At 67.6% G+C, this 14,016-nt stretch carries 12 protein-coding genes, 1 tRNA gene and 1 pseudogene; 9 read left to right on the top strand and 5 right to left on the bottom strand.

Annotation, left to right across the window (positions count from 1 at the left end; translation table 11 throughout):
• Positions 1-99: 99 nt before the first annotated feature.
• Positions 100-1,137: an MBL fold metallo-hydrolase gene (locus ACFCY7_RS21440; protein WP_376487401.1), complete on the bottom strand. Its 1,038-nt coding sequence runs from the start codon at positions 1,135-1,137 to the stop codon at positions 100-102.
• 368 nt (positions 1,138-1,505) lie between these two features.
• A pseudogene (locus ACFCY7_RS21435) lies at positions 1,506-1,706 on the bottom strand (transposase family protein); the annotation flags it as partial.
• Positions 1,707-1,792: 86 nt separating this feature from the next.
• Here ACFCY7_RS21435 and ACFCY7_RS21430 point away from each other — a divergent pair.
• A complete protein-coding gene (locus ACFCY7_RS21430; RefSeq protein ID WP_376487399.1) occupies positions 1,793-4,768 on the top strand; it encodes an NACHT domain-containing protein in 2,976 nt (991 codons plus the stop codon).
• A 232-nt stretch (positions 4,769-5,000) separates the two neighbouring features.
• A tRNA-Ser gene (locus ACFCY7_RS21425) sits at positions 5,001-5,090 on the top strand.
• 127 nt (positions 5,091-5,217) lie between these two features.
• Here the strand turns inward: ACFCY7_RS21425 and ACFCY7_RS21420 are convergent.
• From ACFCY7_RS21420 to ACFCY7_RS21410, 3 genes are all read right to left on the bottom strand, one after another.
• Positions 5,218-5,475, bottom strand: a complete 258-nt coding sequence (locus tag ACFCY7_RS21420; RefSeq protein ID WP_376487397.1) for a hypothetical protein — start codon at positions 5,473-5,475, stop codon at positions 5,218-5,220.
• A 509-nt stretch (positions 5,476-5,984) separates the two neighbouring features.
• The gene (locus tag ACFCY7_RS21415; protein ID WP_376487395.1) at positions 5,985-6,674 is read right to left on the bottom strand and encodes an HAD family hydrolase; all 690 of its coding nucleotides are present in this window, start codon (positions 6,672-6,674) and stop codon (positions 5,985-5,987) included.
• Positions 6,664-7,530, bottom strand: a complete 867-nt coding sequence (locus ACFCY7_RS21410) for a GntR family transcriptional regulator (protein WP_376487393.1) — start codon at positions 7,528-7,530, stop codon at positions 6,664-6,666. Before ACFCY7_RS21410 ends, ACFCY7_RS21415 begins: the two co-directional genes overlap by 11 nt.
• A 607-nt stretch (positions 7,531-8,137) precedes the next feature.
• On the opposite strand from ACFCY7_RS21410, the gene ACFCY7_RS21405 reads away from it, so the two are divergent.
• The 7 genes from ACFCY7_RS21405 to ACFCY7_RS21375 form a co-directional block, all read left to right on the top strand.
• Entirely contained in the window at positions 8,138-8,404 is a 267-nt protein-coding gene (locus tag ACFCY7_RS21405) for a DUF6284 family protein (RefSeq protein ID WP_376487391.1), read from the top strand.
• Positions 8,401-8,682: a DUF6303 family protein gene (locus ACFCY7_RS21400; RefSeq protein WP_376487389.1), complete on the top strand. Its 282-nt coding sequence runs from the start codon at positions 8,401-8,403 to the stop codon at positions 8,680-8,682. The genes ACFCY7_RS21405 and ACFCY7_RS21400 overlap by 4 nt, the downstream gene beginning before the upstream one ends.
• Positions 8,683-8,741: 59 nt before the next feature.
• Positions 8,742-9,776 carry a hypothetical protein gene (locus tag ACFCY7_RS21395; RefSeq protein WP_376487433.1) on the top strand — a complete coding sequence of 345 codons (1,035 nt, stop codon included), beginning with the start codon at positions 8,742-8,744 and terminating at the stop codon, positions 9,774-9,776.
• Complete coding sequence (locus ACFCY7_RS21390; protein WP_376487388.1) at positions 9,776-10,111, top strand: RRQRL motif-containing zinc-binding protein; 336 nt, start codon at positions 9,776-9,778, stop codon at positions 10,109-10,111. The genes ACFCY7_RS21395 and ACFCY7_RS21390 overlap by 1 nt, the downstream gene beginning before the upstream one ends.
• Positions 10,112-10,125: 14 nt before the next feature.
• Positions 10,126-10,362, top strand: a complete 237-nt coding sequence (locus ACFCY7_RS21385; RefSeq protein WP_376487386.1) for a hypothetical protein — start codon at positions 10,126-10,128, stop codon at positions 10,360-10,362.
• Positions 10,359-11,972, top strand: a complete 1,614-nt coding sequence (locus ACFCY7_RS21380; RefSeq protein WP_376487384.1) for a hypothetical protein — start codon at positions 10,359-10,361, stop codon at positions 11,970-11,972. The genes ACFCY7_RS21385 and ACFCY7_RS21380 overlap by 4 nt, the downstream gene beginning before the upstream one ends.
• A 2-nt stretch (positions 11,973-11,974) precedes the next feature.
• The coding region (locus ACFCY7_RS21375; protein ID WP_376487382.1) for a hypothetical protein at positions 11,975-14,016 on the top strand (2,042 nt) is incomplete at its 3' end.

Genomic DNA, 14,016 nt, shown 5'->3' with positions numbered 1-14,016 from the left:
GCTTTCCCCTGTACGGGCATGATGACGACCTGCTCACTCTACCGGCCCGTACGGGGCCGGACCCGGGGGTGCGAGGCGCCTCACACCCCCGGTGACCGGCTACACCGCGATGTACGCCACCGGGTCGGTGCCCGCCGCGGCTTCCGCGCGGCCGAGCTTCACGAGACGGCGGACGTGGGCCTCGGCCTCGCTGACGGCGATGTTGCGGGAGCCGTAGGGGATCCGGTCCCAGGGGCGGTTCCACTCCATGCGTTCGGCGAGCTGCCAGGGGGTGAGCGGGGTGGCGAGGAGGCCGAGGAGGCCGGTGAGGCGTTCCTCGTGGTGGTCGAGGAGTTCGCGGACCCGGCCGGCGGCGTCGGCGAACGCGTACTGGTGGGCGGGGAGGACCTCGGCGACGCCGAGGCGGCCGATGCGTTCGAGGGAGTCGAGGTAGTCGCCGAGGGGGTCGGTCTCCGTCGCGTCGTCGGGGTCCTCGTACAGGCCGATGTGGGGGGAGATGCCGGGCAGCAGGTGGTCGCCGGAGAAGAGCCGGCCGTGGCCGGGCAGCCCGGCGGGGTGCTCCTCCTCCAGGTGGAGGCAGACGTGGCCGGGGGTGTGGCCGGGCGTCCAGACGGCGCGCAGCCGCCGGCCGGCCAGGTCGAGGAGTTCGCCGGGGACGATCTCGCGGTCGGGGAGGGCGGAGCGCAGGCCGGGCAGGGTCCGTGTCCGGCCGGAGGTGCGGGCGGCCCGCAGCGGGGCGAGGTGGTCCTCGGGGGCGCCGACGGCGGCGAGTTTGCGGGCGAGGTAGTCGAGCCAGGTGCCGGGTTCGGCCTCGCGGGTGCGGCGGACGACGGCCGTGTCGGCGGCGTGCATGGCGATCCAGGCCCCGGACTCCTCGCGGACCCGGCCGGAGAGGCCGTGGTGGTCGGGGTGGTGGTGGGTGATGACGACCCCGTGGACGTCCCGGACGGAGAGCCCGAGCGCGTCGAGGCCGCCGGTCAGTTCGGTCCAGGAGGCGGGGTCGTCCCAGCCGGTGTCGACGAGGACCGGGCCGCGGTCGGTGTCGAGGACGTGGACGAGGGTGTGGCCCAGCGGATTGTCCGGGATGGGCACCCGCAGGGACCAGACGCCTCCGCCGTGCTCGGTCACCTGGGTCATGAGCGTCCTCGTCTCTGTGTACCGGTACGGCCATTGCCCACCATAACTAGAACTGACTGCTCGTCAGAAGAGTCTGCGGTGTGGAGTCTTTGCCCTGCCTGTGACCTGCGCTCCGGTCGTCATGGTTGGTCGTTGTTGGTCGACGCGGGCTCCCCTCGCACGGCCCAGAGACGGCCCGGCCCAGCGACGCCTGGCCAGGTGGCAGTCGTTGTCAGGTGGTTTGGCTGCTAGGGCTGCGATGCGACGTTGCTGCTGCGCTGCAACGGCTCCGGAGGGCATGTGCTTGGCCCTTGTTTCTGCTGGTCAAGTGTGTGATCCCGGGCGTCATAGGGGTCGCTGTCCGCGTATAGGCCGCGCAATGTACATCACTCCGCCAGGGTGGGTGCGAGGGCGGCTAGTACGTCGACGGCCTCGCGTATGTAGTCATACACAATGCCGATGCCGAACCCGGCAGCGAGTTGGGCGTAGGTGCCGCCGCATCTCAGATGGTTCAGGGCGAGGAGAGATTGCCGACCGGCGGTCAAACGCTGCCACCGGGTCCCGATCTGCCCTTGCCGCACAGGGATCAGCCACCTGAGGCCAGAAGATGCCGCAGGACTGCTAACCTGCCGTCAAATCTGTGTGGTTGCAGACCTAATGGTATGGAGGCATCACAATGCTGACCGGACTGGGCGTTGCACTAGCAGGCGCGTGTGGGCCCGCTGTCGGTCGCGCGGCGGGTGGTGCAGCAGCGAAGCTAGCGGCCGCCCCTATGGCTGGAGTAGCAGCGCGTTGGAAGAACCGCAAGACGCGACGGGCACTGGCAGAAGTTACCTATGACGCTCTGTGCCCCCACCTCACTCCAGAGTCCGCAAAGCAGATCGCCGAGTTGCTGGAGTCACCCGATTTTCAAGCGATTGCACTTTCTGTCGCTACGCAAATCTATGCTAACGCAGGCGCCAAGAACGAGAAAAAGGAACTTGATTCCACTTTGGAGCGCTTGCGTCAACTCGTGACGCTTCGCGTTCCGGACGAAGCCATCTCGGCAGAGGTAACCCAGGCGGTATGGAACGCTCTACTTGAGAAGGTTATTTCCCATGTAGAGACAGTCAAAGCCTCAGATACATTCAGCCCCGAGTCGCGCGCCTCGATGCTCAAGATTGCAGCCTGTTATGCAGCCGCTGACGCGAAAACTGCCGAACAGTTGGCCACCCTTGAAAGTCTCGCTTCTTACCATGACTTCGAAGTCCAGCTAGCCGACCAGATTAAGAATCTGCACTCCACTATGCGGCTGCCGCACGCCGGCACAACTCGGAAGGTTCCATACAGCAAGCTGTTTGTTGAGCCCAAGCTAAGGCTTGCCGCAAAGAAGAATGAGTCGCACAACACCTACGTTCGCGCTCTCGATGAAGTGATTGCAAATAACCATCGAGTAGTAATTCTGGGAGACCCGGGAGGAGGGAAGTCAACGCTATCGCTCAAACTCGCATACGATATCGCTCGATCCTCTTTCCCTGCATCTACTGCACAGATCCCGCTACTGTTCGTTCTCCGTGACTATGTCGAGGCGTTCAGGGCTAGCAAAGATTCAATGGTCACATTCCTTGAATCCATCTGCCGCAACCCGTACAACGTGGAGCCGCCCGAGGGTGCTATTGAATACCTTCTGAACAGCGGGAGAGCGCTAGTAATTTTCGACGGTCTTGACGAGCTAACTGATACGTCTCTACGCCGCAAGGTGTCGGAGTTTGTCGAGTCTTTCGTCTACCGCTATCCATCCGTACCCGTCCTTGTCACTTCAAGGCGTGTGGGATACAGCGAAGCACCTCTCGATGAGAGTCTTTTTGCTGCAGTCACATTGGCGGAACTGAGTGACAGCCAGGTGGCCACGTATGCCGAAAAATGGTTTGCCCTTGATCAAACGGTAGAGAGAAAGCGACGGGCCGAACTCGCTACTGCCTTTGTGCGTGAAAGCCAGTTCGTGGCCGATCTGCGCAGGAACCCGCTCATGCTTTCTTTGATGTGCGGCATCTACGCTAGCGAACATTACATTCCCTCTAATCGTCCGGACCTCTACCAGAAATGCGCGCAGCTCCTGTTTGAAAGGTGGGACAAGCAGAGGGGAATCGTTATCCCGCTTCCGTTCAACGCCCATGTGCGGCAGGCTCTCAACGCACTGGCCCTCTGGATGTATGCAGACCCGAAGGCGCAAAAAGGGCTCACGCGTGCGCGACTTGTGTCATTCATGACCGAATTCCTCGTCGAGAAGCGTTTCGATGACGAGGCAATTGCGGAGGACGCAGCAAACCAGTTCGTAGATTTTTGCACGGGCCGAGCCTGGGTGCTCACCGACATGGGATCGGATACCCAGCAGAATCTCTACGCCTTCACCCATCGAACGTTCCTCGAATACTTTGCTGCGACACAACTAGTGCGAAAGCACTACACCCCGGAGAAACTATTCGATGTTCTTCACGGCCGCATCTCTTCCCAAGAATGGGAAGTTGTTGCACAACTGTCGTTGCAGATCCTGAGCCAAAACGTCGATGACGGAGGTGATGACTTCCTCGAACTCACCCTATCCGCCATTCAGGACACCGACTCTCTCGGCCAGAAGATCAATCTAACGTCATTTGCGGCACGATCGCTCGGGTTTATTGTGCCGCGCCCGCAGATTATTCAGAATATCTGCGAGCAGGCCGTCGCTCTATCTCTCGATTCCATTAGCGATTCGACCTTTAATTTCGATGCTATCGCCCTTCTGCTGGAATGCAGTCCCGAAAACCTGGAAATGGTTTCCAAGAATCTGAAGGAAGCGCTTCGACTTTCCGCGATAAGGCGTCCCGAGGACGATAAGGCACTCCTGGCGGCGCTGTCATTTCGCGAACTGGCTAGTTACAATTCCGCCTATTCGAGCGCCCTACCCTCTGGCAGCGTAGAGGTCTGGGGCGCGGTAAACAGCGATCTGCGGCAAGAACTGGCGCCGTTGATTTCTAGGCACTACGACTCAGCCTTTTGGGCTGCCCGCCTTGGTGCCGTGAGTGGAGATGTCTCCATGGGGGCCTTGATTGAAAGATTTGGGACGTCTCAACTGTGGGCATTCCAGAACTCTTACTGGGCTACAGCCATCCCTCCATTCGTATTCCATGCCTCATTCAGTGAGGGTGGCAGCTTTATTGATCCAAGCGACTTCTTTGGCCTTTCTGCGTCCGATGATTGTGTCGCCGCATTGGCGGAACTGCTTCCCGCAGCACCATGCCCGTGGGTGAGTGAGACTGAACTTATGCGTCATCTTCTCCTTCCCGTCCTGCGAGCCTGTGATGGCCCAGTCGCAGGAAAGTCCGGCCTACTGAAGGAAGGATCGATTCTAATGTTCCTTCCGATCGCGGAACTAGTAATGGCCCGGGCGGAGGGAGTTCGACGTCCGCGAGACAATGAGATCTTCGCAGTAGCCCGCACTGGCGGAAAGATGAGGCGAGTCGTTCTCAAGTGGGCTAGGGCAAGAGTAAACCCCGAAGACCGCCCCAGTGCTCTAGCAACATTGCGTGGCCTCAATTTCAGCCCTGCTGTTTCAGATTTCATCACGCGATGGATCAAAGGTGATATTGATACAGCTCAGGCCGCAAGCGTAACTCCAGATCCCGAGTCGTAACTAGGAAATTCCTCTGTTTAGGAGCCGCGACCCCATTGGTTCCGTCAGTGCTAATCAGGCCAGGCGATGCCTACAGGCCGTGGGCTCGGAACGGCGCAGCCGGATAGGGGCACCTCGCCAGACTCCGACTATTATCAGATCGACCCGCTCAAGGCGGGTGTCGCACAGACCGCTGTGAGTCATCCGTGAGCCAGCGCAGGCAGCGGAACCTGCGTGGCCGTGAATCCACGCAGGTTAGTTGGCTACATAGAAACAGGGTGCGGTGGTCTTGAAAACCGTCGTGGCAGCGATGTCACCGTGGGTTCAAATCCCACACCCACCGCGGACGAACGGCCCCTGACCAGGTAAGTCGGTCAGGGGCCGTCGTGTTGTCTGGTGCCCGCGACTGACCGTTGTTCCCTGATACTCCCCGCTCGATCGGGCACGCCAAGGGCACGGGCCCATGAGAGCTACTCGTAGATCCGAGCGGCAGTCAGGGCACGAGCGAAGAACGTCCAGTCACCTTCGCGGGGCAGATCATGACCGAAGTTTCGGTACCACCCCGGGGAGGCATCGGTCCAGGCTTGCAGGGCCTCCAAGAACCCTTCCAGCGTTGCGTTCTCCCACTGCTGACTATTGGCGGCGTGGTCTTCGCGAAGACGGGCTAGGAAGGCGCTGAAGGCCTCCCGATCGCCGAGATGATCGTCGGGTGCCAAGGGGCTCGTCATGGCACCCGATCCTAAGAGGGGCGTCCCAACGACACGCTCATCAGCCACGGTGATACCGGTACCGACGCGGAGCGACCACACCGGCCGGCACCACCTCGCGGCAGCAGCTGCTCCCCGCCCGCCCCTTCCCGGTGGTGCGGTCGCCTCACGCTGTCGTCATCCGTGACGGCGGGGGTACGGCGCCCGGCCCTACTCCGGCCCAGCAGTCGGCCGGCCATGCGCAAGAGGCCACCCCTCCCTCGCTGCTAGCCGTCTTTTGGCCGCCCGTCGTGGCCGCAGTCGGCAGCGCTCGTGGCTACGCGTGCCATGTGACGGTTGCCGTTCTTGAAGGCCTACTTTGGCTGCCCATCAACCCAAGCTGTCAGGCGTGCGGACGGCGGCCGGGCTGGAGCGGGGCGCAGACAGGAGCGCAGGCCCGGGCGACGGGCCGCGCGCGCCGCGCCGTGCGCGGCGGGTGCCTTGATGAGGTACGGAGGGTCTTATCGCGCCGACTCGCTTTGCACAGGCGGCTAGGGTGCCGTGAAGGCGCGGGCGATGGACCGCATGTCGGTGACCACTGCAACCGCGCCGGCGGCGGCGAGAGCCGCCTCCTTACCAAGCTTATTGGCGAAGCCGATACTGCCCGCGCCTGCCGCTTGTGCCGCCTCGATGTCGGTGACTGAATCGCCCACCAGTGCCGACCGCTCCGGCGATACACCGAGGATCGTCGCGGCTTCCAGCAACGGGTGGGGTGACGGCTTCATGAGGTCCGGCCGCAGGGCCGGTCGGCCGACCACGGCCTCGACGGTTCCGGAGAGTCCCTGCGCTGAAAGGTAAGCGCGCACGCAGTCGGCGGAGTTGTTGCTGACGATGGCCACTCGTCGCCCTGAATCGCGAGCGGCCACCATGGCCTCGACGGCCCCTTCCGTCGGGGGCCCGGCGACACCGACTGCCTGAATCTCCGCGCCCGTGAGTGCCGCCTCGACTGCAGCCAGGACGTCCTGCCCGCCCTCGCGCGCGAGCTGGTGAACCACCATAGGATCGTCCGTCGCGTGGGCTGCGTAGGCGAGTTCAGGGGCGAGCGTGGCGAGCAATGCCGAGAGGTCCTTTGCGACGTCGGGGGCAGGCAACCCCTGGAAGACGTGGCAGATTGGGCCGTCGAAGTCGAAGAGGATCGCGTCGTAGTCCGCGAGCGCGCTGGTCAGCGCATCAGAGTGCATCTGCGGTGGTCTCCCGTCCGATCGTCTCCCACACACTGTCGAACCACATCTGCGCCTGCTCTACCTGCTGAGCCCCGCTGGACGAGGCGCCGTCGTTGAGGGAGTGGTGAAACAGGATGGTGTCTTTGCCCACCAGGTCGTAAATCTCGATGGCTTCCCCCTGCGCGACCACCTTGTTGGGGCGGATCGGGTAGTAGCCGAAGAAGGCGTCTTCCTTGTTGACGATGTAGAGCTTGAAGAACTGCGTGCTTCGGTGGGTGCGTACGCTGACCTGGCCTTCCTGGACGAGCCCCAGGTGCTCCAGCTCGCTGATCGAGTCCGTGATGCTACGGGTGTAGCCGACCATGATGTCGTGCATGCGCGCCCGGAGCCGGGGATCGTCGGCGCAGTCCTCACGGCGTACGGGTGCCGCCTGCGGGACGCTCATGTCGGGAACGAGGATGCGCACCCGAATGTTTGAGGGCGTCAGCCGCCCGGTGCGGATCTTGTCGAGCGGTTCCTGCAGGGCGCCGTGGAGCGTTTCGCTGGAGAACCCGGCGAAGTCGATCGTCACGTTCCGGCTAGAGAAGGCCTGCTCCACGTAGGGCCGAAGCCCCGCCGGCCGCTCCGTGCGGTGGCGGACGAACACGCCGCTGCCCTTGCGTGAGACGACGAGCCCTTCGTCTTCGAGGTCGCGCAGCGCCCGCTGAATCGTGGCGCGCGCGAAGCCGTAGTGCTCCGTCAGCTTCGCGTGCGACGGCAGCTTCTCCCCAGGTCCGAGACGCCGGGTGCGGATGGCCGCGCCCAGGCTGCGGGCCACCTGCTCATACGGCGGTCGGTCGTCGTCGGGGTCCAGAGGCTCAAGCTCAAAGGTCATGCCTCGATGCTACGGCGAACCTGACTATTTGAGCAGCCTGGCTAGTCACATATTGACGTGACTAGCCAGGCTGGCTATGTTCTTCCTGTGCCCACCGGGCTAGCCAAGTGAGTCAGGCTGAACGGGTGAGCTGTGCCTCTAAGGCGCAGGTCAGGGGCGCGCTCGCACGGCACCGCCGTGCTTCGACGCCCGGAGAGCTACGGCTCGATGGAAGTGCCCGTCACGGTTGAGAAGTGAATAGAGGACGCACCGCAGCCTTCGCCAGGGAAGAGCGGCCGTTAGCAAGAACCCCAGGCACCTGCGATAAGCCGTAGGCCCTACCGCACGATCCAGCGCAAGCACCTTCGCTTCAGGCCGCCCTGCCGGCGGTCGAACAGCCCGTACGTGCGGTGAGACAAGGGCAAAGATCGCGGCCCCCTCTGGGGCCCAGAGCACGTACTCACCTCCGCAGCCTCACAGCTGCGGCCGGTTGCCTCCTCCGCCCGTCTTGTGTAGGCGGGGTCGAGGGGAGCCGGAGGAAGTCCCCTGGTTCTAACGGCGAGACCCCCCGGAGTTGCAGCTCCGGGGGGTCGGTTCGGGCCGTTCCTGTCTGAGAGGAACACACCCAATGATGTCCATCGCTGCACTTCAGGCCGTTGTTACGGCCACCGGGTTCGACGGTGAGCCGTCGGACGCGGAGTTGGACGCGATCGAGTGGGAGATGCCGCTGATTCTGGCGGAGGTCGACCTGCTCGACGTGGAGATCGACCTGTTGGACCGTCCGGCCACGGTGCTGGACGAGCGGCGCATCCGGCGGGCCCGCAATCGGGTCCTGGTTGAGCGCCGCGACCTGACGAACCGCGCCGGCCTGGCGTCGACGGGCGGTGCGGCATGACGCACGAAGCGCGCCTGGTCACCCGGTTCACGGGTAGTTGGGAGCTGTACGTCATCACCGACAGCCCGTGCACGTCGGACTGGCCCACCCACGACTTCCCCCGCGCCTCGGCGCCGAACTGGGCGGAGCGGGTCGAGGCGCTGACCGGTCTCGGCTACGAGCCGGTCGACGCCGAGGCCGACTGGGAGTGGCTGGAGCTGTCCGACCGCAACGACTGCCGCGTCCGCCTGCTCGCCTCCCTCCCCGTCCGGCCCGTCCAGGACGGGGGTGCGTTGTGAGTGGCGGGAAGCTGCTGAGTCGGGGGCAGAAGAGGGTTCTCACCCTGGCGTTCGTGCCGATGGTGGCCACGGGCGGGGCGGGGGCGTTCGGCACGTACAGCAACATCAAGGCCGTCTACGGCGAGGGCACGGCGGCCGGCGCGGTCGCGGCCGGTGAGGGCGCGACGGCTGTCCTGGCGCTGGTGCTGCTGGGGCTGACGATGCTGGGGCAGTCCTCGCCGCTGGTGATCCGGGCCGGGCTGTGGGCGCTGCCGGCCGCCGCTTCGGTGATGTCCGCGATGGCTGCCGACGACCCGGGCCGCACCGTCGTCTATGCCCTGACTCCGATGGGTATGACGGCGGCCGCCGAGGGGGCCGCGTTCCTCGCCCGGCGGATCGTGGTCCACCGTGACGGTCGTGACGCCGAGGCGGAGGCCCGTGCCGCCGCCGTGGTGCAGTCCCTCGCCTATCACCGGGCCCGTGCCGCCCACCACCCGGACGAGAAGGTCCGCAACCGCTCGGTGCGGGTGTCGTGGAAGCTGGCGAGGAAGGTCGGCGTGGGCGACGTGTCCCTGGGGGCGCGGCTGGTCGATGTGCAGCGCGAGCGCGTCACGGACGGCGCGGACGCGGCCCTGGCCGACATGTTCACCGTGACGCGGGCCGTGACGACCCCCGTCACACCCCACCCCCTCGACCACCCTCAGCGCCTCGCCCTCGACGCCCCGACCCCCTCCCGCGACGGTGAGGACACACAGGTCACAGCTGGGGACGACGCTTCGGAGCCGGAGGGCGTCACGCCCGTGACGCCCCTGCCCGTGACGCCCGTGACGACCCCCGTCACGGGAGCCGACGACGAGCCCGCGCCGGAGCCGATGGAGCCGCCGGTGACGCTCGGGGAGGTCGCCGCCGTCACGGGCGTGACGGTCCCCGAGCCGTGCGTCGCGCTCACCGACGCGCAACTGGTCGTCGTGCTGCGGTACCTGCGGTACTCGGCCGACCCGGCGCTGTCCTACCGGCAGGCCGCCACCGCGTTCCGCGCGCAGGGCTTCGTCGGAGCGGAGTCGCGTGTCCGGGCCGCCTGGGGCGCCCTGATGTCCCAGGAAGAGACCGCCTGATGACCACCATCCCCGTCTACCGGTGGCGGCTGGCCCCTGAGGGGCTGGCGACGTTCCGGCAGCTGCGGGCGCTTGGGCTGCGGCCGGCCGGTCAGCCGGTCGTGGCCCAGCTCGAACGCCCCCGCCGCCGACGCGCACCGCTGATCGCGTTCCTGTACCGGATCGACCTGGCCCGCCCGGTCCGCCCGATGACGCCGGCCCGGTGGGCGGCGCTGGCCAAGGCGAACGCGGCCCGGCAGGTCTGCCCCGAGTGCGGGCGGGATGCCGGGTACCGCATCCCCGTCTCGCTCGGCATGTGCGTCCCGTGCGCGGACGCTCCTCGACTCGCTGCTTGACCTGGAGGTTTCCCGTGGAGAGCAACACCGGGCAGGGCACGCACATGTACGTGCTGTCCCTGCAGAACAGTCGCATGGGCGCGTGCACGGTCTCCGGCACCTACACCCCGCCGGTCGGGGTCACCCGCTACGACATCCTCACCCAGCTCCGGATCGACGCGGTCCGCCAGTACCCGTCGATGGAGGGCGCCGTCGTCCTCTACTTCGACCTGCAGACCAACACCCTGACCGGCGAGGGGGTGACCCCGTGACGGACCTCAGCACCGAACCGATCCTCACCACCCCCACCCCCCAACCCCCGGCCGACCCGGCACCCGGTCCCGCCCCGGAGGTGCCGGGCCCTGAGGCGAGGGCGGGGGTGGAGCACACGGCGGGCGGCTGGCCGGTGGTCCCGCTCGCGATGACCGGGGCGAACGCCACGGTGACGCTCCTGGCCGGGGCCGCCCTGGCCGGCGGCCCGGTCGCGGCGGCCGTCGCGATGACCGGCGCCGTCGTCCTGGGCACGACCGCCGCCGCCCGCAACCGCAAGACCACCACCCAGCAGGCCACCCGCCAGGCCAAGGCGGGCAAGACCGCCACGTCATCCGGCACCCCGCGCGGCCCATCCGGCAAGGTCCCGACCCAGCCCAAGCACGGCTCCGCCACCGGGGGAAAGGCCAGTACGCGGGCCGGATCGGGATCTCCCGCATCGGGCAGGAATCCCGCTCGTCCCCAGTCGGGTTCCCTCCGTTCGGCCGGCACGGCGGCCCCCGGCAGCAGCAAGACGAGGCTGGCGAAGGGTGCCGGGCCGCGGGCAGCGGGCCACGGCTCGTCGTCCACCGGTTCGTCTGCCACGGGGAAGCCGCGGGGCCGGGTCGGGCAGGTCAAGGCACTGCGCGAGCAGGCGCGTTCGGACCAGCCGTCGCGTGCCGGGCGGCGGACGGAGACCACCGGGGCTCGCCGCCAGGTCGCCGACGCCCGCCGGGCCGCGAAGAACACCGCCCGCACCACGGCCGCCGGGAAGAAGGGGCCGGTCGGGCGGGCGGTCGGCAAGGCCGCCGGCCGCGTCGGGGCCGCCCGGGGCGCGGCCCTAGGGCGCCTGCGGAAGGCCCGCGACACCCAGGCAGCGGGGAAGGTCGCCGAGCAGCGCTCCGAGGTCCGCAAGGCCCCCGCGCGTGCTAAGGCCCGTAAGGCGCTGTGGCGGTCAGCCGCCCGGTTCCAGGGCCGCCGCCTGCTCGCCGCTCTCCTCGCCGGGGCCCTCGGCATCGTCGGGATGCTGACGACCCCGCTCGGCCGGAAGCTCGGCTGGGCCTGGCTGCAGCACCCCGGCCGCCGCCTCTACCACCGCCTCATGAAGAAGGCCCTGGCCGAGCGAGAGGACCGGGACGAGGCCATCCGCGAGCAGCGGGAGACCGACGAGGCAGCCGCCGACGCGGCGGCCGAACAGCAGGACAGCGAGCAGATCGGGGAGGCGGCCGAGCGCCCGGCCGGCCTGGTCCCCAGCACACCCACGAGTGAGAGCAGTGAGGGAGAGATCGTGTCGGGTTTCCGGTTCGAGGAGTACGCGGCGGAGATGGAAGCCGCCGCCCACAGCTACGAGCCCGAGAACGCCATGGAGATCCTCGCCATGGTCGAAGGGCTCCCCGCCGCCCTGACGTCGGTGGCGAACGTGATGAAGGTCCTGGCCGAGCGCGCCGACTCCGAGTTCCCGCTGGAGAAGGAGGTCGCGGACGGCTTCAACGACATCTTCGGCGCCCTCATGAGCGCGGTGGCGGTCGCGGAGGACATGGGGCCGCTGTTCCGCCAGGCCCACGAGCAGGACATCGCCCGCCACGAGGACCCGCGCAACGGGCCCGAGGCCGAGAAGGGATGGAACGTCTGACCATGGCACCCAACACCGCCACCACCACGGGGCCGGTGTGGGACTGGGCGGCCGGTCACGGACCCGTGACCGGCGCCCTGTCCGCCACCACCGGAGCCCTCGCCCTCGCCACCACCGGCGCCGCCACCGGCATGCCCGCCGGATGGGCGCTGGCCGCCGGCGCCGCCGGAGCCATCGGCCACACCGTCACCAGCCTCCGCGAGCGCCTCGCCGCCCGCACCATCACCATGCGCGCCGCCTCCTGGCTGCTCGGCGCCGGATGGACCACCTGGGCCATCACCACCGGCCCCTTCACCTGGGCCGCCATCGGATCCCTCGCCACCCTCGGCGTCGGCATCGGGGCCGCCGCCCGCTCCACCCTCTTCTACGAGGAGGCCCGCGAGCTGGAGGCCATGGCCGCCGCCGAACGGCAGGTCGCCCGCGAGCTGTCCGCCGAGCGGCGAGCGATTGCGGCGGAGTGGGTGGACCGGGTCCAGCGGGTGTGCGGCCTGACCATCCGGGTCCTGGCGGTGGAGATGTGGCCGACCGGCACCGGGTTCACCATCGACGCCGAACTCCCCGCCGGCGGCACCACCTACGACCGCATCGCCCGGGAGTCGGCACGGCTGTCGGCCGATGCCCGGCTCCCGCACGGCTGCACCGCCTCCGCCTCCCAGGGCATCGACCAGGGCCGCGTCCTGATCGACGTCACCACGGTGAATGTGCTGGCCGAGGAGGTCACCTACCCCACCGACTACGCGCCCCTCTCGCTCCTGACCGGGATTCCGTGGGGGCTGCGGACCGACGGCCGTCAAGTGCCGGTCTACCTGCGTGAGCAGTGCGCGCTGGTGGTCGGCCCGACCGGGTCGGGCAAGACGAACATGGTCCACACGATCCTCGCCGGGTTCGCCCGGACCACGGACGTGCTGACCTGGGTCATCGACCTCAACGCCGGTTCCGCCGGCCTGCCCTGGGTCCGCCCCGCACTGTCGGGCAACGGGCAGGGCATGCGGCCGGGCGTGGACTGGCTCGCCTCCACCCACGAGGAGGCCGCCCTGATGCTGGACGCGGCGGTGCGGATCGCCAAGCACCGCAAGATGGCCTACCAGGACCTGATGTCCAAGGCGAACACCGACCTGCTCCCGATCTCCGCGCAGATCCCGCAGATCGAGATCGTCATCGACGAGGGCGCCGAGATCCTCGCCGCCATGGACCGCCCCTCCAAGATGCTCGCCGCGAAGATCCTGGAGGTGATCCGGATCGCCCGCGCCATGGGCATCCGCACCGTCCTGACCGCGCTCGGCGCCACCGGGTCGGTGCTGGGGAACCTGATGATCCGCCGCGAAGGGAAGGTCCGCGTCGCGCTCACCGGCGGGGAGACGGAGGGCATGGACCTGGGCAAGCAGTTCCCCGGCTCTAGGGGTCTGCGCGTGGACCAGGCCCCCTACAAGGGGTCGGGGTTCATGGGCACCCCCGAATCGTCGGCCGGCCTGTTCAAGTCGTGGCGGATCCTGCCCAACCAGATCCGCGACATCGTCGCCGCCACCTCCGACCGCCACCCCACCCTCGACACCATCTCCGCCAAGGCCGCCGGCCCCGACTACGCCCGCCGCTGGGACTCATCCCGCACCGACTGGATGAACGACCACACCCCCAGCACGGCACCGGCCCAGCCGTCGCAGACCGGCGGCACGGGCGGGCTGAACCTGTCCGCGCTCCGCACCACGCAGCCCCCGGCCGAGTCGGAGGCGGACCGGCTGGCACGGGAGTTCCGCGAGCAGATCGACGCCCAGTTCGCCACCACCCCCGAACCGGCCGAGACACAGCCGCCGGCCGCACAGCCGTCCACCAGTGGGGGGCTGAACCTGTCCGCGCTCCGCGACGAGGACAACGCCGCCCGCACCGCCGCCCTCGCCCTCCTCCTCGCCGCCGGCCCCGAAGGCACCGGCGCCTCCGCCATCGCCCGGGCCCTCACCCAGGAGCACGGCACCTCCCGGCAGACGGTCGTCGGCTGGCTCAAGACGTGGACCGATGACGGCACCGCCGTCCGTGTCGGCACCGGTAC

The sequence above is a fragment of the Streptomyces sp. NPDC056361 genome (genome assembly GCF_042262805.1).
Lineage (GTDB): Bacteria > Actinomycetota > Actinomycetes > Streptomycetales > Streptomycetaceae > Streptomyces.
The sequence above is the reverse complement of the archived record's forward strand: the minus strand, read 5'-3'. Positions and strand labels throughout refer to the sequence as shown.

Coding starts and splice junctions, on each gene's coding strand:
- ACFCY7_RS21440 (WP_376487401.1), bottom strand. CDS start 1,137: ATGACCCAGGTGACCGAGCACGGCGGAGGCGTCTGGTCCCTGCGGGTG.
- ACFCY7_RS21430 (WP_376487399.1), top strand. CDS start 1,793: ATGCTGACCGGACTGGGCGTTGCACTAGCAGGCGCGTGTGGGCCCGCT.
- ACFCY7_RS21420 (WP_376487397.1), bottom strand. CDS start 5,475: ATGACGAGCCCCTTGGCACCCGACGATCATCTCGGCGATCGGGAGGCC.
- ACFCY7_RS21415 (WP_376487395.1), bottom strand. CDS start 6,674: ATGCACTCTGATGCGCTGACCAGCGCGCTCGCGGACTACGACGCGATC.
- ACFCY7_RS21410 (WP_376487393.1), bottom strand. CDS start 7,530: ATGACCTTTGAGCTTGAGCCTCTGGACCCCGACGACGACCGACCGCCG.
- ACFCY7_RS21405 (WP_376487391.1), top strand. CDS start 8,138: ATGATGTCCATCGCTGCACTTCAGGCCGTTGTTACGGCCACCGGGTTC.
- ACFCY7_RS21400 (WP_376487389.1), top strand. CDS start 8,401: ATGACGCACGAAGCGCGCCTGGTCACCCGGTTCACGGGTAGTTGGGAG.
- ACFCY7_RS21395 (WP_376487433.1), top strand. CDS start 8,742: ATGGTGGCCACGGGCGGGGCGGGGGCGTTCGGCACGTACAGCAACATC.
- ACFCY7_RS21390 (WP_376487388.1), top strand. CDS start 9,776: ATGACCACCATCCCCGTCTACCGGTGGCGGCTGGCCCCTGAGGGGCTG.